This window comes from Thauera butanivorans (assembly GCF_048398245.1).
GTDB lineage: Bacteria > Pseudomonadota > Gammaproteobacteria > Burkholderiales > Rhodocyclaceae > Thauera > Thauera butanivorans.
Genome location: NZ_CP183038.1, coordinates 1,823,667 through 1,846,331 on the forward strand (window position 1 = coordinate 1,823,667; position 22,665 = coordinate 1,846,331).

The window sequence follows — 22,665 nt, forward strand, 5'->3', positions numbered from 1 at the left end:
ATGAATTTCGCCCTCATCCTTTTCCTGCTGCTGGTGGCCAGCGGCGTGCTGTGGTTCTTCGACCGTTTCCATGCCCGTAAGCAGCGCGCCGCCAACGCGCCCGCGCCGTGGTGGGTCGAGTATGGCGCCAGCTTCTTCCCGGTGATCCTGGTCGTGTTCGGGTTGCGCTCCTTCGTCGTCGAGCCGTTCAAGATTCCGTCCGGCTCGATGATCCCGACCCTGCTGGTGGGCGACTTCATCCTGGTGAAGAAATGGAGCTACGGCATCCGCCTGCCGGTGATCAACAAGAAGATCATCGATGTCGGCCTGCCGCAGCGCGGCGACGTGATGGTGTTCCGCTATCCGGCCGACCCCTCGCTGGACTACATCAAGCGCGTCGTCGGCCTGCCGGGCGACCGCGTCGAATACCTCGACAAGCGGCTGACGATCAACGGCGAGGCCGTTCCGCTGGCCGAGGCGGGCAGCTACCTGCACCCGGACCGGCTGTACTACTCGCCGCAGTTCACCGAGAAGCTGGGCGCGGTCGAGCATTCGCTGCTGATCGAGCGCGAGGCGCCGGCCTTCATCCCGCAGGTGATGAACTTCCCGCAGCGCGAGAGCTGCACCTACACCAACCGCGGTGTCGCCTGCACCGTGCCGCCGGGCCATTACTTCGTGCTCGGCGACAATCGCGACGCCAGCGCCGACAGCCGCGTCTGGGGTTTCGTGCCGGAAGAGAACATCGTCGGCAAGGCTTTCTTCATCTGGTTCAACTTCAACGACATGAAGCGTATCGGCGGCTTCCACTGAGGGAGACAGGCATGGGCTTGAAGCATCAACGTGGCGTGAGCCTGATCGGCTTGCTGCTGCTCGGGACCATCGGCGCATTCGTGCTGCTGATGGTTTTCCGCACGGTACCGGCCATCACCGAATACATGGCGCTCCAGCGCATCGTCGGCGTGCTCGCCACCGAGGGCGACAATGGTGCGAGCCCGGCCGAACTGAGGCAGAGCTTCAGCCGCCGTGCCCAGGTCGACGACGTGTCGTCGGTGGCCGCGACCGATCTCGACATCGTCAGGGAAGGCAACCAGACCGTCATCGAAGTCGATTACGAGCGTGTGGTGCCGATGGTGGCCAATGTCAGCCTGCTGATCGAGTTCCACGTCAGCAGCAGGGCGCGTTGATGGCATGACACTGGAAACCTTGCAGAACCGGCTGGGATACCGCTTCGCCGACACGAAATTGCTGCTCGAAGCGTTGACGCACCGCAGCTTCGGCCTGCCCAACAACGAGCGTTTCGAGTTCCTGGGCGACAGCATCCTCAACTGCGTGATGTCGATGGCGCTGTTCGCCCGCTTCGAGCAACTGCGCGAAGGCGAGCTGTCGCGGGTGCGTGCCTCGCTGGTGCGGCAGGACGCGCTGCACCGCATCGCGCGCGACCTCGATCTGGGCGAAGCCCTGCGCCTCGGCGAAGGCGAACTGAAATCCGGCGGCAGCAGCCGCCCGTCGATCCTGGCCGATGCGCTCGAAGCAGTGTTCGCCGCGGTGTTCCTCGACGGCGGTTTCGACGCCGCCAGATCGGTCATCGACCGCCTGTACGTGCCGCTGCTGGCCGAAGTCGATCCGCGCCGGCCGAGCAAGGACGCCAAGACGGCCTTGCAGGAATGGCTGCAGGCGCGCAAGGTTGCGCTGCCGACCTATGTGATGGTGCAGGCGCTGGGCGAAGCGCATGCGCAGGAATTCGAAGTGGCGTGCGAAGTGCCGAAGCTCGGCATCCGCACGCTCGGCCGTGGCCCCAGCCGCCGCATCGCGGAGCAGCAGTCGGCCGAGCTCGCACTGACAGCCTTGAGGGCGAAATGAACGAACAGCAACAGGACCAGCAGGAGGGGGGCCAACAGGCCGAGGATGGTTTCCGCACCGGCTTCGTCGCCATCGTCGGCCGCCCCAACGTCGGCAAGTCGACCCTGCTCAATCGCCTGGTCGGGCAGAAGATCAGCATCGTCTCCAGCAAGGCGCAAACCACCCGCCACCGCGTCACCGGCATCCTGACCGAAGCGGATGCGCAGTTCGTGTTCGTCGACACGCCGGGCTTCCAGACCCATCACCGCAACGCGCTGAACCGCTCGATGAACCGCACGGTGTCGCAGGTGCTGGCCGACGTCGACCTGGTGTTCTTCGTCATCGAGGCGGGCCGCTTCAGCGACGACGACCGCAAGGTGCTGTCGGTGATCCCCGTGGAGTCGAAGGTGATCCTGGTCATCAACAAGGTCGACCAGTTGAAGGACAAGGCCCGCCTGCTGCCCTTCATCGACGAAGTGCGCCAGTTGCGCGACTTCGCCGAGATCGTGCCGCTGTCGGCGGAGAAGGGCCGCAACGTCGACGAACTCGTCAAGGCCGCCACGCCGCTGCTGCCGGCCGGCGCGCCGATGTACCAGGAAGACGAGATCACCGACCGCAGCGAGCGCTTCCTCGCCTCCGAGTTTCTGCGCGAAAAGCTCTTCCGCCTGCTCGGTGATGAACTGCCCTACGGCATTGCCGTCGAGATCGAAAAGTTCGAGGTCGAAGGCAGGCTGCGCCGCATCCATGCGGCGGTGATCGTCGACAAGCCGGGCCACAAGTCGATGGTGATCGGCCGTGGCGGCGAAAAGCTCAAGCGCATCTCGTCCGAGGCCCGCGTCGAACTCGAAAAGCTGTTCGACGGCAAGGTCTTCCTCGAAGTCTGGGTCAAGGTCAAGAGCGGCTGGGCCGACGACGAGCGCGCGCTGAAGAGCCTCGGCTACGAGTAAGTAGAAGAGCAGCGAATCGCTGATGGCAGCCCCCAAGCAGCGTGTCGAACAGCAAACGGCCTGGGTGCTGCACACCTATCCCTGGCGCGAGACCAGTCTGATCGTCGAAATCCTTTCGCGTGATCATGGCCGTGTCGCGCTCGTCGCCAAGGGCGCACGGCGGCCGCACTCGCAGCTGCGGGGCGTGCTGATGGCCTTCCAGCCGCTGCTGATGGATTGGTCCGGCGGCGGCGAGGTCAAGACCCTGGTGCGCGCCGAATGGCAGGGCGGCCAGCCGCTGCTGACCGGGCGTGCACTGATCTGCGGCTACTACCTCAATGAACTGCTGGTGCGCCTGACCGCGCGTGAAGACGCTCATCCGCGCCTGTTCGCCGCCTACGCCGAAGCGGTGCGCGCGCTCGGCCGCGGCGAGCCCGAGCCGCCCATCCTGCGCCGCTTCGAACTCGCGCTGTTGCAGGATCTGGGCTACGAGGCCGGCCTGGAGCACGAGGCCGACAGCGGCGAGCCGGTGCGGCCCGATGGGCGCTACCTTTATATAATCGAACGCGGCCCGGTGCGGCTGGAAGTCCTCGAAGAGGAAGTCCGCGACAGCGGAGGCGGTGAAGCGGCCGCAGCGCTGGGCGAGCAGCCGCTGCTGTCCGGCCAGACCCTGCTCGACATGGCCGCCGACGACTTCTCCCGCGCGGAGACGCTGGCCCAGTCCAAGCAGTTGCTGCGCATGCTGATCAACCACACCCTGGGCGGCCAGCCCTTGCAGTCGCGCCGGGTGCTGAAGGAATTGCAGGAGCTTTGATGATCGAACTCGGCGTCAACATCGACCATGTCGCCACGCTGCGCCAGGCGCGCCGCACCTGGGAACCCGATCCGGTATGGGCGGGCGTCGAAGCCCATCTCGGCGGCGCGGACGGCATCACCATCCACCTGCGCGAAGACCGCCGCCACATCAACGACGACGACGTGCGACGGCTGCGCGAGCTGACCCAGGTCAAGCTCAACCTGGAAATGGCGGCGACCGACGAGATGGTCGACATCGCCTGTCGCACGAAGCCGGAAATGGCGATGCTGGTGCCCGAAGGCCGTCACGAAGTGACTACCGAAGGCGGGCTGGACATCGTCGCGCAGGAAGCACGCCTGAAGGACGTCATCGCCCGCCTGGCCGACGCCGGCATCGTCACCAGCGTGTTCATCGACGCCGAGATCGAGCAGATCGAAGCCGCCGAGCGCATCGGCGCGCGCGTCTGCGAAATCCATACCGGCCCCTATGCCCACGCCTTCCACGCCGCTGGCCGCGACACCGAGTCGCCGGCAGTGCTGGCCGAATTCGCCAAGGTCCGCGACGCCGGTGAAGCGGTGCGTCGGCTGGGCATGCGCTTCAATGCCGGCCATGCGCTCAACTACTACAACGTCGGCCCCATCGCCCGCCTGCACGGCATCCGCGAACTGCACATCGGCCATGCCATCGTCAGCCGCGCGGTCTTCGTCGGCCTGCGCCAGGCCGTGGCCGAAATGAAGCGACTGATGCGCGAAGCCGCACAAGCGGCCTGAACGGGCAGGGCGGCGTGATCCACGGCATCGGCACCGACATCGTGCATGTGCAGCGCATGCGCGACGCACTGGAACGCCACGGCGAACGCTTCGCGCTGCGCATCCTCGCCGCGTCCGAAGTCGATGCCTGGCGCGCCCACCGCGACCCGGCGCGCTTCCTCGCCAAACGCTTCGCCGCCAAGGAAGCCTTCGGCAAGGCGCTCGGCACCGGCGTCGCCGTGCCCGCCACGCTGCACGGGGTCGCGGTCGCCCACGATGCGCTCGGCAAACCCGGTTACCGCTACGACGAACGCCTCGCCGCCCACATGCGCGACGAGGGCTTGAGCGCGCACCTGAGCATCAGCGACGAGGGCGATACAGTCGTGGCTTTCGCGGTGATCGAGTGCACTACTGATACACGTGCCGGTTGAGTTGTCGCTTTATTCCCGTCCATATGTTCCATGCGGCGATTGTTTGTCCTGTTCGCCGCAAACCATGCGGTGAATAACTTGCTGCTGCAAGCCATCTCCTCCACAATCGCCACATGATGAGCGGAGACGGGCTTTACATCTGGCAGGCGGACGACTGGCCGCAATGGCGCTACGACTTGCCGGCGCTGGCGGAACGGCTGGCTGCGGTCAGCCGCAGCCAGGGCATCCTTCTCGGCCGCCTGGCTGATGTCGGCGTCGGTCTGCGCGATCAGGCCAGCCTCGCCGCACTGACGGAAGACGTGTTGCGGACGAGCGAGATCGAAGGGGAAATCCTGAATGCCGAGTCCGTGCGTTCTTCCATTGCGCGCCGGCTCGGTGTCGATATCGGTGCCTTGGCCCCTGTCGATCGCCACGTAGAAGGCGTGGTGGAGACGGTGCTCGATGCAACGCTGTACTGCGAGGCGCCCATCACCCAGGAACGGCTTTTCGGCTGGCATGCTGCGCTGTTTCCTACCGGCTACAGCGGCTTGAACCGTATTTCGGTCGGCAGGTGGCGGGATGATGCCAAAAGGCCGATGCAGGTCGTTGCCGGGCCACCCTATCGACAGAAGGTGCACTATGAAGCGCCGCCAGCCGCACGTTTATCGATGGAGATGGCTCGTTTCCTGGTGTGGGCCAACGGCGGCAGTGGCGAACCTGCGCTCGTCAAGGCTGGGTTGGCGCACCTCTGGTTCGTCACGCTGCATCCTTTCGATGACGGCAACGGCCGCATCGGCCGTGCAATCGGTGATCTTTTCCTTGCCCGTGCCGATACCAGTCCCCAGCGTTTCTACAGCTTGTCTGCGCAGATCCAGCGTTCACGGCGCGACTACTACGATGTGCTGGAACGCACGCAGAAGGGCGATCTGGACGTCACCGAATGGCTGAGCTGGTTCCTCGATGCCTTGCAGCACGCGGTCGATGACGCGCAGGCTGCGCTCGATGCGGTGTTCTTCAAGGCCCGTTTCTGGCTTCGCTGGAGCCACACGCCGATGAACGCGCGCCAGGTCAAGCTGCTCAATCGTCTGCTCGATGGATTCGACGGCAAGCTCACCAGCCGCAAGTGGGCGGCGATTGCAAAATGTTCGCCGGATACCGCATTGCGCGACATCAACGAACTGATCGCACATGGGGTGTTGCGCAAGACGCCGGACGGTGGGCGCAGCACGGCCTATGAATTGAACCGCAACGACACGTTTGCGCCCTGATGAGGCTTTTTCGATGACCTTCCCCGTTTCGCTTCCCCGCGGCCCCGTCATGATCGACGTCGCCGGCACCGCGCTGACCGACGAAGAACGCGAGTGCCTGCTCGATCCGCTGGTCGGCGGGGTGATCCTGTTCGCGCGCAACTACACCGGCTCGGAGCAGTTGCGCGCATTGACCGCCGACATCCGCGCGCTGCGCGATCCGGCGCTGATCATCGCGGTCGATCATGAAGGCGGCAGGGTGCAGCGCTTCCGTTCGGATGGCTTCACCCGCCTGCCGTCGATGCGCAGCCTCGGCGTGCTGTGGGAGCAGGACCACTTCGCCGCGCTCGATGCCGCGCGTGCCGCCGGCTTCGTGCTGGCTGCCGAACTGCGCGTGCATGGCGTCGACCTCAGCTTTGCGCCGGTGCTCGACCTCGACTATGGCACCTGTCGCGCCATCGGCAACCGCGCTTTCCATCGCGATCCGCAGGCGGTCGCCGCGCTGGCCCAGGCGGTGGTTGCCGGCATGGCACAGGCGGGCATGGGCGCGGTCGGCAAGCACTTTCCCGGCCACGGTTTCGCCGAGGCCGACTCGCACCACGAAGTGCCGGTAGACACGCGCGACTTCGACACGCTCTGGAACGAGGACATCGCTCCCTACCGCCACCGCCTCGGCCGCCAGCTCGCCGGCGTGATGCCCGCCCACGTCATCTACCCCAGGGCCGACCCCAGCCCGGCGCCGCAGCCGGCTGGTTTCTCGCCGTTCTGGTTGAAGGAGGTGTTGCGCACGCGCCTCGGCTTCCAGGGCGTGATTTTCAGCGACGATCTCAACATGGAAGGCGCCCGCGTCGCCGGTGACATCGTCGGCCGTGCCCGTACTGCGCATGAAGCCGGCTGCGACATGCTGCTCGTCTGTAACCGGCCCGACCTCGCCGCCGAACTGCTCGACCGCTGGGCGCCGGTGCCCGACGCGGAAAACCTCGCCCGGCTGGCCGCGATCGTCCCCGCCGCCGAGTCTCCCGCCTGGCTGGCCGACCCTTTCGGGCTCGAACTCCACCCCGCCTACGTCCAGGCACGGCAGGTGGTGATCGCGATCGCCGACGATGCCGGCACTGCGCCGGCGATGACCGCCGCCAGCATCGGCGAGCAGCGCACCGAAATGCTGCGCAAGGACGGATAATCCCGAAGCGCCCTTCTTGTCGCCCGTCGAACACCTCTGGCGCTTGAGCCACCCGCATGACCGATCCGACACCCACCCCTCCCGCCTTCGACGCCAAGTCCTTCCTGCGCACCCTCACCGAGGAGCCGGGCGTCTATCGCATGATCGGCGCGGACGACAAGGTGCTCTACGTCGGCAAGGCCAAGAACCTCAAGCGCCGCGTCTCCAGCTACTTCCAGAAGACCCTTTCCAGCCCGCGCATCGCGATGATGGTCGCGCAGATCCAGCGCGTCGACGTCACTGCCACGCGCTCCGAGGCCGAGGCGCTGCTCCTCGAGAACAACCTCATCAAGAGCCTGGCGCCGCGCTACAACATCCTGTTCCGCGACGACAAGACCTACCCCTACATCGAACTCTCCGCCGATGCCTTCCCGCGCCTGGCCTACCACCGCGGCGCCTTCGCCAAGGGTGCGCGCTACTTCGGGCCTTTTCCTAACGCCTGGGCGGTGCGCGAAAGCATCCATCTGCTGCAGAAGACCTTTCAGTTGCGCACCTGCGAGAATTCCGTCTTCGCCAACCGCTCGCGCCCCTGCCTGCTGCACCAGATCAAGCGCTGCACCGCGCCCTGTGTCGGCCTGATCGAGCCCGAAGCCTATGCCGCCGACGTCAGGCTTGCCGCCGGTTTTCTCGACGGCCAGACCAGCGAAGTCATCGACGACCTCACCGCGCGCATGCACGCCGCCTCCGAGCGCCTGGCCTTCGAGGAGGCCGCCGCCTGCCGCGACCAGGTGCGCATGCTGCAGGCGGTGCTGCACAAGCAGTTCGTCGACAGCCGCAAGGACGAGGACGTCGACATCCTCGCTGCCGTCGAGGAAGACGGCCTCACCTGTGTGAACATCGCCATGGTGCGCGGCGGCCGCCACCTCGGCGACCGGCCGCAATTCCCCAGCGGAGGCGCGTCGTCGGGCGCGGCAGACTGCCTGCTGGCCTTCGTCGAACAGCACTATGGCCTGCATCCGATCCCGGCCCGCATCCTGGTCAACCTGCCGCCGGAGCCGGTGCGTGAAGCGCTGGCCGAGATCACCGAGCGCCCGCCCGGTATCGTCTCGCCGCGTTTCGCCGCGGAAAAGGCCTGGATGGAGATGGCCGAGAAGAACGCCCGGCTGGCGATCCAGGCGCGGGCGCGCGACGCCGGCCGCATCGAACAACGCCTCGAAGCCCTGCGGGTGGCGCTCGGCATGGACGAAGCGCCGCAGCGCATCGAATGCTTCGACATCAGCCACACCATGGGCGAGGCCACGGTGGCTTCATGCGTGGTGTGCGAGGCCGGCGCCATGAAGCGGGCCGAATACCGCCGCTACAACATCAGTGGCATCACGCCCGGCGACGACTTCGCCGCGATGCGCCAGGCGCTGGAGAAGCGCTACGGCAAGGTCGCGGCCGGGGAGGGCGTGTGCCCCGACCTGATCCTGATCGACGGCGGCAAGGGCCAGGTCGGCGCCGCGTGCGAAACTCTTGCCGACATCGGCCTGGAGGCGGTGGCGATGGTCGGCGTGGCGAAAGGCGAGGGCCGCAAGGCCGGCCTGGAGACGCTGATCTTCCCCGACGGCCGCGAAGGCCTCGCGCTGGGCGGCGAATCGGCGGCACTGCACTTGATCGTCGAAATCCGCGACGAGGCCCACCGCTTCGCCATCACCGGCCATCGCGCCAAGCGCGGCAAGGCGCGTGTCGGCTCGAAGCTGGAAGACATTCCCGGCGTCGGCCCCTCACGCCGCCGCAACCTGCTCGCCGCCTTCGGCGGCCTGGACGGCGTGCGCGAAGCCACGGTGGAAGACTTGTGCCGCGTGGACGGCGTCAGCCGCAAGCTCGCCGAGCAGATCCACGCTGCGCTGCATTGATCAGGGGAGGCGTTCAGCCCAGCGCTTCCTTCACCCAGGCATTTGCTTGTTTGGCATCGAAGCTGGTGCCGAACTTCGCCTTCAGCGCGCCCATCACCACGCCCATCTGCTTGGGTGAGCGGTCGGCCAGGCCGGCCACGGTGCCGGCGATGAAGGCCTTCACTTCTTCCTCGCTCGCCATCGGCGGCAGGTAGGCGGTCAGGATGGTCGACTCCTGTTCGAGCGCCGCGCGGCGCTCGGCGTCCTTGATCACGCCGAGGGCTTCCTGGTTGTTCTTCAGGAATTTGCGGATGGTCTGCTGCACTTCGTCGTCGGTGCTTTCACGGTTGCCTGCGTTCTTGCCGACCATCTCGGCTTCGCCGATCAGGGTGCTCAGCAGGGTGACGCGCGCGCTGTCGGCGGCTTTGCGCGCGAGCAGGGAATCTTTCTTCAGTTGGGCCAGCAGGCTCATCGGGGGCTCCGGTTGTAAGGTGTTCCAGTGCGCGGGAGTTTACCGCAGTCGACGGCTGGCGGAAGAGCAGCGAAAGCTTGCCTCCTGCCGCCGTCATGCGCTAAATGACTCCATGCTCAACTCGATGGAAATCCCCCGATGAAGGCTTGGGTGCAGTATTGGGTCGCTGTGGCGAAAACCACGGTGCGCGTGTGGCTGGAGGCGCAGGTGTTCGTGCATGCGGCGGCGCTGGCGTTCTTCACCGTGTTCTCGGTGGCGCCGGTGATGATCGTGGCGGTGAGCATCGTCGGCCTGGTGCTGGGGGAACGTGCGGCGCAGGGCGAGATCGTGCAGCAGCTCGAAGCGGCGATCGGGGTCGAGGCGGCGACCGCGGTGCAGACCGCGGTGGAGAACAGCCGCATCCAGCACAGCGGCCTGCTGCCGACCATCGCCGGCTTCGGTGCGATGATCTTCGGCGCGACGACGGTGTTCGCGCAGATGCAGGGCGCGCTGAACGCGATCTGGAGCGTGGCGCCGCAGCCCACGCGCAGCGGCGTGCTCAATTACCTGAAGACACGGCTGCTGTCGCTGACCGTGGTGCTGGCGATCGGCTTCGTGCTGCTGGTGTCGCTGGCGCTGAGCGTGGCGATGCGGACGGTGGTGGCCTTTGCGCAGGACTGGCTGCCGGTGCCGGGCTTCGTGCTGCTGGGGGCGGACTGGATCGTGTCGCTCGTTGTCATAACCTTGCTGTTCGGCGCCATTTTCCGCGTGCTGCCGGACGTGGTGCTGGGCTGGCGCGACGTCTGGCTGGGGGCGCTGGTGACTGCGCTGCTGTTCGTGCTGGGGCGATCGCTGATCGCGCTGTACCTGTCGACCACCGCCACCGCGTCGTCCTACGGCGCGGCGGGCTCGCTGGTGCTGCTGCTGATGTGGGTGAATTACTCGTCGCTGATCCTGCTGCTCGGCGCCGCGTTCACCCGGGCGACGGTCGAGGCGAGCGGGCGCTGCATCGTGCCGCGGGCGACGGCGGTGTGCGTGGTGCGCGCTCCGGTGCAGGACGCCGACCCGGTGGCCTGAGCGCTGCCCCGCGGCCGGGCGCGCTCAGTTGCGCAACAGGTGCAGGCGGAAGTGGTGCTTGATGAAGTCCTGGAAGCGGGCCACCTGCTCGAGCGCCAGCCGCAGTTCGCCCTGTTGCATGGTGTTGAGGCTTTCCAGGGCGACGTAGTTGCTGGGCTCGGCGCCGGCGCGCAGGGCGTCGACCTGGCCGCGAAGGCGCGTCGCGACCAGGAAATCGAAGCTCGCGATCAGGTTGCGGGCGTCCTGTGGATTCATAACCTGGGTCTCGACCAGCATCTCGATGCGGTCGTGGGTGCTGCCCTCGAGCCTGCGCGCTTCCATCGCCAGAGCCTTGACGCCGTCGGTGATGGCGAAGATGCCGGCCTTCTTGATGTCGAGCTTGCCGCGATGGGGGCCGTTCTTTTCCAGCTTGATCTTGCCGAACCAGCCCAGCGGTGGCCGGAAGTTGGTCATGTTCTGTGCCATGCGCATCAGGAAGCCCTGATCGGTGCTCAGCATGGTGAAGGCGTGCTCCCTGAGCGAGCGCACCAGATCGTCGCGGCCGTACAGTGCGCGAAGATCCATGAACATGCTGCCGGTCATGACGTTCTCGGGCTTCGGCGTCGTCAGCCAGCGGTTGAGTTCCGTTTTCCAGCCCGACAGGCTGCGCCGCCATTCCGGATTGCGCGCCATGATGCCGCCCTTGCAGGCGGGCACGCCGATCGAGATCAGGGCGCCGATGAGGTCGTGCGAGAAGGCTTCCAGGCGGGCGACATCGGCAGCCGGCAGATCGTCGGCGTAGATGATGGCGTTGTCCTGGTCGGTGGTCAGTGTCTGCTCGCCGCGGCCTTCGCTGCCCATGACGACGAAGGCGAAGTCGTCGGTGAGGCCGGCGTGGCGCTCGGCGCGCAGCAGCGCGATGAGCCGGATCAGCACCTGGTCGTTGAGGTGGGCGATCAGCTTGACCATGTCGCGGATCGGCACGCCGGTGCCGGACAGGTGCAGCACCAGGTTCTGGATGCGGATGTGCAGCGCGCGCAGGTCCTCGACCGAAGCGGCTTTCTCGATGTCGAGCACCAGTTGGTGCGGCGAGTGCGCCTGCAGGCGCAGGATGTCGGTGTCGGTGATGATGCCGGCCAGCGCGCCCTGCTCATCGACCACCACCAGGCGGTGGATCTTCAGGCGCGACATGCGGTACAGCGCTTCGTACAGCATGTCGTCCTCGCCGATCGTGGCCAGCGGCGAGTGCATGACGTCGCCCACCGTCAGCTCGACCGGTGAACGCCCCGGGGCGACGACCTTGTTGCGCAGATCGCGGTCGGTGAAGATGCCTTCGGGCATGTCGCCGCCGAGCACCACCATGCTGGAAATGTTGCGCTCGCGCATCACGGCGACGGCCGACACCAAGCTGTCGCCCGCGCTGCAGGTCATGACCTGACGCTGGCAGAAGTCTCTTACGGGACGGAAAAACTGGTTCTCTTCGGCCATGGGCGATATCCGTGGGACAGGGTCATGAAACGCGGATTATACCCATGGCCGCAGTGCAGTCATTGCATCGCAGCAATGCCCTGGCCGGCCAGGGTACAGGCGGACTGGAGCGCGTTCCGGCCGATGGCGACGACATCGCCGATGACGATCAGCGCCGGCGGACGCAGGCCGGCTTCGAGCACGGCTGCCGGCAGCTTGCCGAGCGTGCTGTAGACGCTGCGCTGCTCGGCGGTGGTGGCGCCGTGGATGACTGCCGCGGGCGTGCAGGCCGGCAGGCCGTGGGCGGCCAGTTCGCGGCAGATGATGTCCAGCGCGCCCAGGCCCATGTAGATGACCACGGTCTGGTTCGGGCGCGCGAGCGCTTCCCAGTCGAGATCGACGGTGTCGTCCTTCAGGTGCCCGGTGGCGAAAACCAGCGTCTGTGCATGTTCGCGGTGGGTCAGGGGGATGCCGGTGGTGGCGCCTGCGCCGGCCGCGGCGGTGATGCCGGGGACGATCTCGCAATGCAGGCCGGCGGCCTGTACCGCCTGCATTTCCTCGCCGCCGCGGCCGAAGATGAAGGGGTCGCCGCCCTTGAGCCGCACCACGCGCAAGCCCTCGCCGGCCAGTTCGACCAGCAGGCGGTTGATCTCGTGCTGGGGCAGGGCGTGGTTGCCGGCTTCCTTGCCGGCATAGACGCGCCGCGCCGTCGCCGGAATCAGCCTGAGCACGGCCTGGCTGACGAGATGGTCGTAGACCACCGCCTCGGCCGACTCGATCAGGCGCGCGGCCTTCAGCGTCAGCAGCTCCGGATCGCCCGGACCCGCGCCCACCAGATACACACAGCCGCACGTGGCGGCATCGTGCTCGTCTTCCATTTGCGGCGCCAGCGCACCGGGCCGGCCTGGTGCCTCGTATCCGCCCGGCTGGCGAGCGGATGCGGCCTGAACGGATTGGGAGGTGGCCGCGGGGGCGAGAGTGGCTGCGTGCATGGGACGGCTCCGTCTTGTGCAGGGGATCGACGGCCGCGTGTACACGCGGCCTCAATATTCCATTTTGCTTATTCGCTCAACGGTTTGGCGCTGCTGAACGTGTGACGGCACTTTATCCGTACAAGGCGTAGGGAAAATTAACTCAAATCAAGGATCGGGGGGCGTGTGCGATTCGATACTGGCGCCGCAGTGTTACTTCGACGTCCCGTGCTTAAGGAGAGGGCAATGCAAAACAAGAGCTGGATTGGTAAAACCCTGGCGCTGGCGATTCTGCCGATGGCGCTGGGAAGCGCATGGGCGCAGACGGCGCCGAAAATGACGCCGGAAGAAATGGAGCAGGCAAAACAGATCTATTTCGAACGCTGTGCGGGTTGCCATGGCGTACTGCGCAAGGGCGCCACTGGCAAGAATCTGGAGCCGCACTGGAGCAAGACGCTGGACGACGGCACCAAGATGGAAGGCGGCACGCTGAAGCTGGGCACCGACCGTCTGGAGAAGATCATCGCCTACGGTACCGAAGGCGGCATGGTCAACTACGACGACATCCTGACGCCGGAAGAAATCAATCTGATGGCGCGCTACATCCAGAACGAGCCGCCGATTCCGCCCGAGTTCTCGCTCAAGGACATGAAGGATAGCTGGAAGCTCATCGTTCCGGTTGATCAGCGTCCGAAGAAGCAGATGAACAAGGTCAACCTGAACAACGTGTTCGCGATCACGCTGCGCGACGCCGGCAAGCTGGCCCTGGTCGATGGCGACACGCACAAGATCTGGAAGATCCTCGACACCGGCTACGCGGTTCACATCTCGCGCCTGTCGGCTTCGGGTCGCTACGTGTATACCGTCGGCCGCGACGGCCTGACCACCATCATCGACATGTGGTACGAAGAACCGACCACCGTCGCCACGGTGCGCCTGGGTTCGGATGCGCGTTCGGTCGATACCTCGAAGTTCAAGGGCTACGAGGACAAGTACCTGATCGGCGGCACCTACTGGCCGCCCCAGTACTCGATCATGGACGGCGAGACGCTCGAACCGATCAAGGTCGTCTCGACCCGCGGCCAGACGGTGGATGGCGACTACCACCCCGAGCCGCGCGTGGCCTCCATCGTCGCTTCGCTGCAGAAGCCCGAGTGGGTGGTCAACGTCAAGGAAACCGGCATGATCCTGCTGGTCGACTACAGCGACATCAAGAACCTGAAGACCACCACGATCGAATCGGCCAAGTTCCTGCATGACGGCGGCTGGGATGCGTCGGGCCGCTACTTCATGGTTGCGGCGAACGCCTCGAACAAGGTCGCTGCGGTCGACACCAAGACCGGCAAGCTGGCGGCCCTGGTCGATACCGCCAAGATCCCGCACCCGGGCCGCGGCGCCAACTTCGTCCATCCGCAGTATGGTCCCGTGTGGTCGACCGGCCACCTCGGCGATGAAGTGGTATCGCTGATCTCGACGCCGTCCGACGATCCCAAGTTCGCCAAGTTCAAGGAGCACAACTGGAAGGTCGTGCAGGAACTGAAGATGCCGGGCGCGGGCAACCTGTTCGTCAAGACGCATCCGAAGTCCAAGCACTTCTGGGCCGATGCGCCGATGAACCCCGAGCGCGAGATCGCCGAGTCGGTGTATGTGTTCGACATGAACGACCTCACCAAGGCACCGGTGCAGCTCAACGTCGCCAAGGATTCCGGCCTGCCGGAAAGCAAGGCGATCCGCCGCGCGGTGCAGCCCGAGTACAACCAGGCGGGCGACGAAGTGTGGATCTCGCTGTGGGGCGGCAAGGTCGATCAGTCGGCGATCGTGATCTACGACGACAAGACGCTGAAGGTGAAGAAGGTCATCACCGACCCCGAGGTCGTGACGCCCACCGGCAAGTTCAACGTCTATAACACGATGCACGACGTCTATTGATCGCCTAGCCGATCATTGACCCGAACCCCCGCGCCATGCGGCGCGGGGGCGCGAGGGGACTCCCATGACAGATCGAGACAGCTCCAAACAACAAGATTCCGGCGGCCTGATGGCCCGCCTGCGCCGGCCTTCCACGAAGTACTCGCTGGGTGGCCTTTTGTCTGTCGGCATTCTACTCGGCGTGCTTTTCTGGGGCGGTTTCAACACCGTGCTGGAAGCCACCAACACCGAGACCTTCTGCATCTCCTGCCACGAGATGGAAGAGAACGTCTACCAGGAATACAAGGAAACCATCCACTACAACAACCGCACCGGCGTGCGTGCGACCTGTCCGGACTGCCACGTGCCCAAGGAGTGGACGCACAAGATGATCCGCAAGGTCCAGGCCTCGCGGGAGGTGTGGGGCAAGATCACCGGCAGCATTTCCACGCCCGAGAAGTTCGAAGCCAAGCGCCTGACGCTGGCGCGCAGCGAATGGGCACGGATGAAGGCCGCCGATTCGCGCGAATGCCGCAATTGCCACGGCTTCGAGAGCATGGATCCCGAAAAGCAAAAGCAGCGCGCACGCAAGCAGCACGAGATGGCCATCGAAGACAACATGACCTGCATCGACTGCCACAAGGGCATCGCCCACCACAAGCCCGAGGGCATGACCGACGAAGACGAGGAATGATCCGGCGAGCGCCTGCGCTGCAGGCGCCCGGCTTTCTTCCCGACCCATCCACAGTGAGGAAACGAACATGAAGAAGACGATGATCGCAGCTGCCGTCGGCACCGTTCTCGCCCTTGGCACCGGATCGGTGCTGGCCGCGGCGCCCGACTGGGGCAAGGTCGAGGCCAAGGACATCACGCTGTTCTACCCGGGCGTGTCGCCGCTGGAATGGATCCAGAAAGGCAGTGCGCACGGCGGTGCGCGTGCGCTGCGAAAAGGCGAGACCTGTGCCGACTGCCACCATGAAGAAACCGCCGACATGGGCAAGAAGATCGCCAGCGGCCAGAAGATCGAACCCAGCCCGATCGCCGGCAAGGCGGCCTTCATTCCGGTGCAGGTGCAGGCCGCGCATGACGCCGACAATCTCTATCTGCGCTTCTCCTGGAAGCAGCCCGCGGCCTCGGGCGCGGCCAAGATGGACGACAAGAACCCGGTCAAGATCGCGTTCATGCTCGAAGCCGGCCAAGTTGAACTCGCCGATCAGAGCGGCTGCTGGGCGACCTGCCACACCGATTCGCGCACCATGCCGGGTGCGGCCGACACCACGACCAAGTACGTCAAGGACGCATCGCTGGCCGGTGGCAAGTTCTACGACCTGTATCAGTGGCGCAGCGGCGAGAACAAGGGTTTCGACGGCCACGTCGCCGACACCCGCGTGATGGAAGGCGGCAGCGCGCTGGTCAGCGCCGAAGGCAAGCAGGACGGCGACAACTGGACCGTGGTATTCACCCGCAAGCTGGCGGGTGGCGGGCAGGGCGACGTCGCCCTCGAAGCGGGCAAGACCTACAACTTCGGCTTCGCAATCCATGACGACAGCGCGGCTGGCCGCTTCCACCACGTTTCGCTGGGCTACAAGCTCGGCATCGACGCCAAGGCCGACATCACCGCCGCCAAGCAGTAAGACAGGGCGGCAGCGTGCGGCGTCGGTGCCGCACGCACGGCAGGAGGACGGGAACCCGTGCATGTGCGCGGGTTCCCGTTGTGCGTGTGCGCCCAGCATGGGCGCCCTCCTGCGGGTGCAAGTCCCGCCGTAAGTTGATCACAGCGAACGAAGTGAAGCGCAACTGCGTGAGGGTGACCGAGCGTGGGGAGGAAGCGTGGAGCATAAGCTGCGAGCCGATGGACAAGAATCGGATAGAAGGCGCTGCGGAGCAGGGCGAGCGAGCACGTAATCGCGAAGCTCTCGTGATCAAGGCGAAGTGGCGTAGATCCGGCGGTTGTGCAGCGAAGGAGTGCGTTCTTACCTGGGGAGGTCTCGCCTTGTGCCTGAAAGGGCGACGGCGCTTAACCGGAGCGAGAAGTCAGCAGAGGCCGTAGTAGCCGCTGGTTTGGGGCGAAGGGCCGAACGAGTAGGAGGGCCGAAGGCCGTGTTGCTCGGACGTGAAGTGCATCAGAAGCTCGGGGAGCCGGGGCGCAATGCGGGAGGGCTCGGTGAAGCCGCGTCCGAAGCAGTGCGTGATGAAGCACGGACGGCGCGGCATGGAACTGGAAGCCCGGGGCGAGATGACCTGCTTGCGCAGGTGCTCGCGAGCGCGAACATGGAGGCGGCGTGGAAACGCGTCAAATCCAATCGCGGCAGTGCTGGGGTGGATGGGTTGTCGATCACCGAGACGGCGGAGCAACTGAGAGCGCACTGGCCCCGGATTCGGGAATCCTTGCTGGATGGCAGCTACCGGCCCCTGCCGGTGCGCCGTGTCCAGATCCCGAAGCCCGATGGTGGGGTGCGCGAATTGGGGATTCCGACGGTGACGGATCGGCTGATCCAGCAAGCCCTGCTGCAAGTCTTGCAGCCCAGGATTGATCCAACGTTCTCTGAACACAGCTACGGCTTCCGGCCGGGACGCCGTGCCCACGACGCGGTGCTCGATGCACAGCGCTACGTGCAGGACGGTTACCGGGTGGTGGTCGATGTGGATCTGGAGAAATTCTTCGATCGAGTCAATCACGACATCCTGATGGAACGGTTGTCGAGGCGAATCGAGGACAAGGCCGTGCTGCGGCTGATCCGTCGTTACCTCGTGGCCGGGATCATGGATGGCGGCGTGGCCATGGCGCGCTACGAGGGGACGCCGCAAGGCGGCCCACTGTCGCCGCTGCTGGCCAATGTGCTGCTTGACGAGGTGGATCGGGAACTGGAGCGACGGGGCCACCGTTTCGTTCGCTATGCCGACGACTGCAATGTATATGTACGCAGTGGTCGCGCAGGCGAACGGGTGCTGGCGGGCCTGACCAAGCTCTACGAACGACTTCACCTGAAGGTCAATGACGCCAAGACGGCCGTTGCGCCGGCCTCGGGCCGCAAGTTTCTGGGCTACGCCTTCTGGTACGGCCCGGGCGGACAGGTCAAGTGCAGGGTGGCCGACAAGGCGCTCAAGACCTTCAAGCAACGCATCCGGCAATTCACGCGTCGCTCGGGTGGGCGCAACCTGACCGAGATTGCCGAACGGCTGCGGGCCTACATGCCGGGCTGGAAGACGTACTTCCAGCTTGCGCAGACACCCAAGGTGTTCCGCAAACTCGACAAGTGGATAAGACACCGGCTGCGTGCGGTGCAGCTCAAGCACTGGCGTCGGGGTACGACGATGTACCGGGAGTTGAAAGCGATGGGCGCCTCGGAAGAGGATGCCCGCAAGGTGGCGGCGAACAGTCGGTGCTGGTGGCGTAACAGCCGCATGCGATTGAACCGCGCGATGCCTGTCGCTTACTTCGACCGACTCGGCGTCCCTCGGCTCTCATAACCTCAACGACTCGAACCGCCCGGTGCGGACCCGCATGCCGGGTGGTGTGGGAGGGGTCGGCCGGGTAAGCTGGCCGCCCCTATCCCGATTTCCCGGACCGGAGAAAAGCATGAAGACGAAATGGATTGCACGCAGCCTGCGCGCGGGCATGCTGGCTGGAGCACTGGCTGCGGGCGGAGCATGGGCGGCCGAGCATGAGGTGCGTATCGTCCAATACGCCTACACGCCCGCTGAACTCACGATCAAGGCCGGCGACACCGTGACCTGGATCAACGACGAGAAGCGCGTCAGCCATTCGGTGCTGTTCAGGGGGAGCGGGGAGGAGTCCGAGCGCTTCTTTCCCGGCGAGCGCTGGTCGCGCAAGTTCGAGCAGCCCGGCAGCTACGAATACACCTGCGGTCCGCATCCGGAAATGAAGGGCCTCATCGTCGTCGAGCCCTGATTCCGCCATGCCAAGACCGCGGCAGCGTCGGGGTTGATACGAGTCAAGGCATCGCCGCGCCTCCGGCGCCATCCTTTCACGCACTGCCTCGCCAACGGAATGCGTGATGAAAATCCCTCCACTGTTTGCCCATGTCGCCGTCTTCATCGGTGCCGCGCTGGTCGCCGCGTTCGCGTCGGCATCGGCGCAGGAAGCGCAGCCTGCCGCGGTCGTGCCTGAGCTGGCCGCGCCCGAGGCCCAGCGTGCGCGCGAACTGGTCCACATCGTGCGCCAGGACTGTGGCTCCTGTCATGGCCTGACCCTGGCCGGCGGACTCGGCCCCGCGCTGACGCCCGACGTGCTGGCCGACAAGCCCTTCGAAGGCCTCGTCGCCACCGTTTTCAGCGGCCGGCCGGGCACGCCGATGCCGCCGTTCCGCAGCATCGTCAGCGAGGCCGAGGCCGAATGGATCGTCGACCAACTGATGCGCGGCTTCCCGCCCGACGCGGGCCTGCCGCCGGCGCGCTGAGCCACTGGCCTTGCACCCCCAGCATTCATCTCGCAAACGGAGTCTTCCGATGTCCTCGCAAAGCACGGTACGTCTCGCGCCACCCCTCCTGTGGGCGGCGATCCTGCCGGCGATCGTCTGGCTGCTGTCCGCCTGCTCCACGGTCGCGCCCACTGCCGAACTGCGCGGCACCGGCGACCTGGGCGTGGTCATCGAGCGTGCCGACGGGCGGGTCAAGATCGTCGAGACCAGCGGCCGCTCGGTGCTTGCCACAGTCGAGGGCCTGGGCGACCTGTCGCACGCTTCGGTGGTGTTCTCGCGCGACGCGCGCTACGCTTTCGTGTTCGGCCGCGACGGCGGGCTGACCAAGGTCGACCTGCTGCAGGCGAAGATCGTCGGCCGCGTACTGCAGGCGGGCAATTCGATCGGCGGCTCGATCTCGCACGACGGGCGGCTCGTGGTCGCGCAGAACTACGCGCCGGGCGGGGTCAAGGCCTTCGACGCCGACACCCTCGAACTGCTCGCCGAAGTGCCGGCCATCACCGAAGGCGGCCTGCGCTCCAAGGTCGTCGGCCTGGCCGACCTGCCGGGCAGGCGCTTCATCTATTCGCTGTTCGAGGCGGGCGAGATCTGGATCACCGACTTCTCCGACCCGAAGAAGCCGCAGACCCAGCGCTTCGCCGGCGGCAATCAGCCCTATGACGCGCTGGTCACGCCCAGCGGCCGCCACTACATCGCCGGCCTGTTCGGCGAGGACGGGCTGGCGATGCTCGACCTGTGGAATCCGGAGCAGGGCAGCCGAAAAATCCTCGCCGGCTACGGCAAGGGCGAAGAGCCGCTGCCGGTGTTCAAGATGCCCCACCTGCGCGGCTGGTCGGTGGCGGGCGGCAAGGCTTATCTGCCGGCCATCGGCCGCCACGAAGTGCTGGTGGTCGATACCGGCACCTGGCAGGAAGTGGCCCGCGTGCCGGTCCGCAGCCAGCCGGTGTTCGTCATGGCGCGGCCCGACGGACGCGAGATCTGGGTGAACTTCGCCTTTCCCGACAACGGCTGGGTGCAGGTCATCGATACCGTCAGCGGCAAGGTGACGCATACACTGCAGCCGGGGCGCAGCATCCTGCACATGGAGTTCCTGTCCAAGGGCCATGAGGTCTGGCTGTCGGCGCGCGACGACAACAAGGTCGTCATCTACGACACCGCCACCAAGCAGCAAGTGGGCGGCTTCGAATCCGCCAGCCCGAGCGGCATCTTCTTCACCACGCGCGCCGCGCGGACGGGCTTCTGATGCCGCGCGCCATCACCCTGCCCGGCGCGGTCGACGCGACCGCCTTTCGCCTGCTCAACGAATGGCAGCGCGGCTTTCCATGCGAACCGCGCCCCTTCGCCCGCATCGGCGAAACGGTGGGCCTGGACGAAGCCGAGGTGATCGCCGCCTACCGCCGCCTGATCGGCGAAGGCGTGGTGAGCCGCGTCGGTGCGGTGTTCGCGCCGCGCCGGCTGGGTGCCAGCGCGCTGGCCGCGCTGGCTGCGCCGCCCGAACGGCTCGAAGCGGTCGCCGCCCGCGTCAGCCGCGAAGCGGCGATCAATCACAACTACCAGCGCGAACACCGCTACAACCTGTGGTTCGTCGTCACCGCCGCGTCGGAGCAGCATCTGCATGAGGTGGTCGAAGGCATCGAGCGCGATACCGGCTGCGCCGTCATCGTGCTGCCGCTGGAAGAGGAATACCACATCGACCTCGGCTTCGACCTCGGCTCCGAGCAGAAGCGGGCGTCGCCCCACCTTTCCGGCCCGGTTCCGCACGCTGCGACTGTGGCAGCGGGTGGCGCCTGTGCCTTGCCCGACATCGAACGCAAGCTGGTCACGGTACTGCAGGGCGGTCTGCCGCTGGTGGCACGGCCCTATGCGGCACTCGGCGAGCAAGCGGGCGTGGGCGAAGGCATGGCGATCGAGCTGATCGAACGCTGGCTGGACGAAGGACTCATCCGCCGCCTCGGCGTCGTGGTGCGCCACCACGAGCTCGGCCTCGGTGCCAACGCCATGTGCGTGTGGGACATCCCGGACGAGCAGGTCGGCGAACTGGGCCGCCGCCTGGCGTGCGAGCCGGCGGTGACGCTGTGCTACCGCCGCCGCCGCATCCTGCCCGGCTGGCCCTACAACCTGTTCTGCATGATCCACGGCAGCGCGCGGGAAGAAGTGCTCGCCGCCCGCGACGACATCGCCGCCCGCCTGGGTCTCGACATGGCGCCGCACGACGTGCTGTTCAGCTGCCGCCGCTTCAAGCAGACCGGCGCGCGCTACCTGCCGGAAAAGGAAAACGCCCATGTCTGAACGGCCCGCTTCCGCTGGCGGCGCCAGAGGCGGCCGTGGCGTCGCCGCCGCGCGCGAGCCCGACGCGGTCGACCGGCGCCTGATCAACGCCCTGCAGGGTGAATTCCCGCTCACCGCCACGCCTTTCGCCGACGTTGCCGCCGCTCTCGGACTGGACGAGGCTGAAGTCATCGACCGCATCCGCGCCATGCTGGACGACCGCGTGCTGACCCGCTTCGGACCGATGTTCCAGATCGAACGCATGGGCGGCGCCTTCTGCCTGGCGGCGATGGCGGTGCCGGAAGCACAGTGGGAGGCCACGACCGAGGCGGTCAATGCCTTCTCCGAAGTCGCGCACAACTACCGGCGCGAACACCGCCTGAACATGTGGTTCGTGCTCGCCACCGAGCGGCCGGAGGGCATCGCCGACGCGGCACGCCGCATCGAGGCGGCCACCGGCCTGCCGGTGCGCCTGTTCCCGAAGGAGCGCGAATACTTCGTCGAGATGAAGCTGGAGGCCTGATGACGATGCCCAAATCCAAGGCCAGGTCTCCCGCCCGCGCTGCCATTCCATCGGTTGCTGTTGCGTCCGATGCTGCAGCCCATGTCGCGCCGCTGGACGAACTCGACCGCCGCATCGTCCTCGCCACCCAGGACGGCCTGCCGCTGGTGGCGCGTCCCTATGCGGCGCTGGCCGAGCAGCTCGGCTGCGACGAGGAAACGCTGCGCGCGCGCTTGGCGCGCATGCTGGAAAGCGGCCGCATCCGCCGCATCGGCGCGGTGCCCAACCATTACGCCATCGGCTATACCGCCAACGGCATGAGTGTGTGGGACATCGACGACGCGCTGATCGACGCCGTCGGCGAGCGCATCGGCGCGCTGGAATTCGTCACCCACTGCTACCGCCGCCCGCGCCACCTGCCGGACTGGCCCTACAACCTGTTCGCGATGGTGCACGCCGCTTCGCGCGACGCCGCGCTGGCGCGCGTGGCCGAAATCGCCGCCTTGCTCGAACGCGAGTTCCGCGGTGCCTGCCGGGGGCGCGACGTGCTGTTCTCGGCAGGGATTCTCAAGAAGACCGGGCTCAGGATCGGCGGTTGAGCGAAGGCGGGAGGCAGCT

At 66.3% G+C, this 22,665-nt stretch carries 24 protein-coding genes; 21 read left to right on the plus strand and 3 right to left on the minus strand.

What is annotated here, in order from left to right; translation table 11 throughout:
• From lepB to uvrC, 10 genes are all read left to right on the plus strand, one after another.
• Positions 1-789: a signal peptidase I gene (lepB, locus tag ACNQFN_RS08830; protein WP_068634632.1), complete on the plus strand. Its 789-nt coding sequence runs from the start codon at positions 1-3 to the stop codon at positions 787-789.
• A gap of 11 nt (positions 790-800) precedes the next feature.
• The gene (locus ACNQFN_RS08835; protein ID WP_068634631.1) at positions 801-1,163 is read left to right on the plus strand and encodes a DUF4845 domain-containing protein; all 363 of its coding nucleotides are present in this window, start codon (positions 801-803) and stop codon (positions 1,161-1,163) included.
• A 4-nt stretch (positions 1,164-1,167) separates the two neighbouring features.
• Positions 1,168-1,839 carry a ribonuclease III gene (gene rnc, locus ACNQFN_RS08840; protein ID WP_068634630.1) on the plus strand — a complete coding sequence of 224 codons (672 nt, stop codon included), beginning with the start codon at positions 1,168-1,170 and terminating at the stop codon, positions 1,837-1,839.
• The gene (era, locus tag ACNQFN_RS08845; RefSeq protein WP_418648580.1) at positions 1,836-2,765 is read left to right on the plus strand and encodes a GTPase Era; all 930 of its coding nucleotides are present in this window, start codon (positions 1,836-1,838) and stop codon (positions 2,763-2,765) included. Before rnc ends, era begins: the two co-directional genes overlap by 4 nt.
• A gap of 22 nt (positions 2,766-2,787) precedes the next feature.
• The gene (gene recO / locus ACNQFN_RS08850; RefSeq protein WP_068634628.1) at positions 2,788-3,558 is read left to right on the plus strand and encodes a DNA repair protein RecO; all 771 of its coding nucleotides are present in this window, start codon (positions 2,788-2,790) and stop codon (positions 3,556-3,558) included.
• Positions 3,558-4,310: a pyridoxine 5'-phosphate synthase gene (locus ACNQFN_RS08855; RefSeq protein WP_068634627.1), complete on the plus strand. Its 753-nt coding sequence runs from the start codon at positions 3,558-3,560 to the stop codon at positions 4,308-4,310. The genes recO and ACNQFN_RS08855 overlap by 1 nt, the downstream gene beginning before the upstream one ends.
• Positions 4,311-4,324: 14 nt before the next feature.
• Positions 4,325-4,720 carry a holo-ACP synthase gene (gene acpS / locus ACNQFN_RS08860; RefSeq protein WP_068634626.1) on the plus strand — a complete coding sequence of 132 codons (396 nt, stop codon included), beginning with the start codon at positions 4,325-4,327 and terminating at the stop codon, positions 4,718-4,720.
• Between the two features lie 116 nt (positions 4,721-4,836).
• A complete protein-coding gene (locus tag ACNQFN_RS08865; RefSeq protein ID WP_418648906.1) occupies positions 4,837-5,967 on the plus strand; it encodes a Fic family protein in 1,131 nt (376 codons plus the stop codon).
• Between the two features lie 13 nt (positions 5,968-5,980).
• The gene (gene nagZ, locus ACNQFN_RS08870; protein ID WP_068634624.1) at positions 5,981-7,126 is read left to right on the plus strand and encodes a beta-N-acetylhexosaminidase; all 1,146 of its coding nucleotides are present in this window, start codon (positions 5,981-5,983) and stop codon (positions 7,124-7,126) included.
• 56 nt (positions 7,127-7,182) lie between these two features.
• Positions 7,183-9,003: an excinuclease ABC subunit UvrC gene (gene uvrC / locus ACNQFN_RS08875; protein WP_418648581.1), complete on the plus strand. Its 1,821-nt coding sequence runs from the start codon at positions 7,183-7,185 to the stop codon at positions 9,001-9,003.
• A gap of 13 nt (positions 9,004-9,016) precedes the next feature.
• Here uvrC and ACNQFN_RS08880 read toward each other — a convergent pair whose 3' ends face one another.
• Positions 9,017-9,454, minus strand: a complete 438-nt coding sequence (locus tag ACNQFN_RS08880; protein WP_068634622.1) for a GatB/YqeY domain-containing protein — start codon at positions 9,452-9,454, stop codon at positions 9,017-9,019.
• 138 nt (positions 9,455-9,592) lie between these two features.
• On the opposite strand from ACNQFN_RS08880, the gene ACNQFN_RS08885 reads away from it, so the two are divergent.
• Positions 9,593-10,510 (plus strand): YihY/virulence factor BrkB family protein, encoded by a 918-nt coding sequence (locus ACNQFN_RS08885; RefSeq protein ID WP_068634621.1) that lies wholly within the window; start codon positions 9,593-9,595, stop codon positions 10,508-10,510.
• 24 nt (positions 10,511-10,534) lie between these two features.
• Here the strand turns inward: ACNQFN_RS08885 and ACNQFN_RS08890 are convergent, their stop codons facing one another.
• On the minus strand, positions 10,535-11,977 hold the full coding sequence (locus tag ACNQFN_RS08890; protein WP_418648582.1) for a putative nucleotidyltransferase substrate binding domain-containing protein: 1,443 nt from the start codon (positions 11,975-11,977) through the stop codon (positions 10,535-10,537).
• Positions 11,978-12,036: 59 nt separating this feature from the next.
• Complete coding sequence (gene cobA, locus ACNQFN_RS08895) at positions 12,037-12,948, minus strand: uroporphyrinogen-III C-methyltransferase (RefSeq protein ID WP_418648583.1); 912 nt, start codon at positions 12,946-12,948, stop codon at positions 12,037-12,039.
• Positions 12,949-13,173: 225 nt separating this feature from the next.
• On the opposite strand from cobA, the gene ACNQFN_RS08900 reads away from it, so the two are divergent.
• The 10 genes from ACNQFN_RS08900 to ACNQFN_RS08945 all read left to right on the plus strand — a co-directional run bounded on the left by ACNQFN_RS08900 (position 13,174) and on the right by ACNQFN_RS08945 (position 22,646).
• Positions 13,174-14,856, plus strand: coding sequence for a cytochrome D1 domain-containing protein (locus ACNQFN_RS08900; RefSeq protein ID WP_418648584.1), 1,683 nt, complete (start codon positions 13,174-13,176; stop codon positions 14,854-14,856).
• Between the two features lie 109 nt (positions 14,857-14,965).
• Positions 14,966-15,529 carry a NapC/NirT family cytochrome c gene (locus ACNQFN_RS08905; RefSeq protein ID WP_068634617.1) on the plus strand — a complete coding sequence of 188 codons (564 nt, stop codon included), beginning with the start codon at positions 14,966-14,968 and terminating at the stop codon, positions 15,527-15,529.
• Positions 15,530-15,596: 67 nt separating this feature from the next.
• Complete coding sequence (locus tag ACNQFN_RS08910) at positions 15,597-16,469, plus strand: ethylbenzene dehydrogenase-related protein (RefSeq protein WP_418648585.1); 873 nt, start codon at positions 15,597-15,599, stop codon at positions 16,467-16,469.
• 466 nt (positions 16,470-16,935) lie between these two features.
• On the plus strand, positions 16,936-18,306 hold the full coding sequence (gene ltrA, locus ACNQFN_RS08915) for a group II intron reverse transcriptase/maturase (RefSeq protein WP_418646661.1): 1,371 nt from the start codon (positions 16,936-16,938) through the stop codon (positions 18,304-18,306).
• 109 nt (positions 18,307-18,415) lie between these two features.
• Entirely contained in the window at positions 18,416-18,748 is a 333-nt protein-coding gene (locus ACNQFN_RS08920) for a cupredoxin domain-containing protein (protein WP_068634615.1), read from the plus strand.
• A 106-nt stretch (positions 18,749-18,854) separates the two neighbouring features.
• Positions 18,855-19,256: a c-type cytochrome gene (locus ACNQFN_RS08925; protein ID WP_418648586.1), complete on the plus strand. Its 402-nt coding sequence runs from the start codon at positions 18,855-18,857 to the stop codon at positions 19,254-19,256.
• 49 nt (positions 19,257-19,305) lie between these two features.
• Positions 19,306-20,520, plus strand: coding sequence for a cytochrome D1 domain-containing protein (locus tag ACNQFN_RS08930; protein ID WP_418648587.1), 1,215 nt, complete (start codon positions 19,306-19,308; stop codon positions 20,518-20,520).
• Complete coding sequence (locus ACNQFN_RS08935) at positions 20,520-21,566, plus strand: Lrp/AsnC family transcriptional regulator (RefSeq protein WP_418648588.1); 1,047 nt, start codon at positions 20,520-20,522, stop codon at positions 21,564-21,566. The genes ACNQFN_RS08930 and ACNQFN_RS08935 overlap by 1 nt, the downstream gene beginning before the upstream one ends.
• Complete coding sequence (locus ACNQFN_RS08940) at positions 21,559-22,068, plus strand: Lrp/AsnC family transcriptional regulator (protein WP_068634611.1); 510 nt, start codon at positions 21,559-21,561, stop codon at positions 22,066-22,068. The genes ACNQFN_RS08935 and ACNQFN_RS08940 overlap by 8 nt, the downstream gene beginning before the upstream one ends.
• Complete coding sequence (locus ACNQFN_RS08945) at positions 22,068-22,646, plus strand: AsnC family transcriptional regulator (protein WP_418648589.1); 579 nt, start codon at positions 22,068-22,070, stop codon at positions 22,644-22,646. Before ACNQFN_RS08940 ends, ACNQFN_RS08945 begins: the two co-directional genes overlap by 1 nt.
• Positions 22,647-22,665: the final 19 nt, after the last annotated feature.

Bases quoted from the DNA above. Each gene is read 5' to 3' on its own strand.
- lepB (WP_068634632.1), top strand. From the start codon at position 1: ATGAATTTCGCCCTCATCCTTTTCCTGCTGCTGGTGGCCAGCGGCGTG.
- ACNQFN_RS08835 (WP_068634631.1), top strand. From the start codon at position 801: ATGGGCTTGAAGCATCAACGTGGCGTGAGCCTGATCGGCTTGCTGCTG.
- rnc (WP_068634630.1), top strand. From the start codon at position 1,168: ATGACACTGGAAACCTTGCAGAACCGGCTGGGATACCGCTTCGCCGAC.
- era (WP_418648580.1), top strand. From the start codon at position 1,836: ATGAACGAACAGCAACAGGACCAGCAGGAGGGGGGCCAACAGGCCGAG.
- recO (WP_068634628.1), top strand. From the start codon at position 2,788: ATGGCAGCCCCCAAGCAGCGTGTCGAACAGCAAACGGCCTGGGTGCTG.
- ACNQFN_RS08855 (WP_068634627.1), top strand. From the start codon at position 3,558: ATGATCGAACTCGGCGTCAACATCGACCATGTCGCCACGCTGCGCCAG.
- ACNQFN_RS08865 (WP_418648906.1), top strand. From the start codon at position 4,837: ATGAGCGGAGACGGGCTTTACATCTGGCAGGCGGACGACTGGCCGCAA.
- nagZ (WP_068634624.1), top strand. From the start codon at position 5,981: ATGACCTTCCCCGTTTCGCTTCCCCGCGGCCCCGTCATGATCGACGTC.
- uvrC (WP_418648581.1), top strand. From the start codon at position 7,183: ATGACCGATCCGACACCCACCCCTCCCGCCTTCGACGCCAAGTCCTTC.
- ACNQFN_RS08880 (WP_068634622.1), bottom strand. From the start codon at position 9,454: ATGAGCCTGCTGGCCCAACTGAAGAAAGATTCCCTGCTCGCGCGCAAA.
- ACNQFN_RS08885 (WP_068634621.1), top strand. From the start codon at position 9,593: ATGAAGGCTTGGGTGCAGTATTGGGTCGCTGTGGCGAAAACCACGGTG.
- ACNQFN_RS08890 (WP_418648582.1), bottom strand. From the start codon at position 11,977: ATGGCCGAAGAGAACCAGTTTTTCCGTCCCGTAAGAGACTTCTGCCAG.
- cobA (WP_418648583.1), bottom strand. From the start codon at position 12,948: ATGCACGCAGCCACTCTCGCCCCCGCGGCCACCTCCCAATCCGTTCAG.
- ACNQFN_RS08900 (WP_418648584.1), top strand. From the start codon at position 13,174: ATGCAAAACAAGAGCTGGATTGGTAAAACCCTGGCGCTGGCGATTCTG.
- ACNQFN_RS08905 (WP_068634617.1), top strand. From the start codon at position 14,966: ATGGCCCGCCTGCGCCGGCCTTCCACGAAGTACTCGCTGGGTGGCCTT.
- ACNQFN_RS08910 (WP_418648585.1), top strand. From the start codon at position 15,597: ATGAAGAAGACGATGATCGCAGCTGCCGTCGGCACCGTTCTCGCCCTT.
- ACNQFN_RS08920 (WP_068634615.1), top strand. From the start codon at position 18,416: ATGAAGACGAAATGGATTGCACGCAGCCTGCGCGCGGGCATGCTGGCT.
- ACNQFN_RS08925 (WP_418648586.1), top strand. From the start codon at position 18,855: ATGAAAATCCCTCCACTGTTTGCCCATGTCGCCGTCTTCATCGGTGCC.
- ACNQFN_RS08930 (WP_418648587.1), top strand. From the start codon at position 19,306: ATGTCCTCGCAAAGCACGGTACGTCTCGCGCCACCCCTCCTGTGGGCG.
- ACNQFN_RS08935 (WP_418648588.1), top strand. From the start codon at position 20,520: ATGCCGCGCGCCATCACCCTGCCCGGCGCGGTCGACGCGACCGCCTTT.
- ACNQFN_RS08940 (WP_068634611.1), top strand. From the start codon at position 21,559: ATGTCTGAACGGCCCGCTTCCGCTGGCGGCGCCAGAGGCGGCCGTGGC.
- ACNQFN_RS08945 (WP_418648589.1), top strand. From the start codon at position 22,068: ATGACGATGCCCAAATCCAAGGCCAGGTCTCCCGCCCGCGCTGCCATT.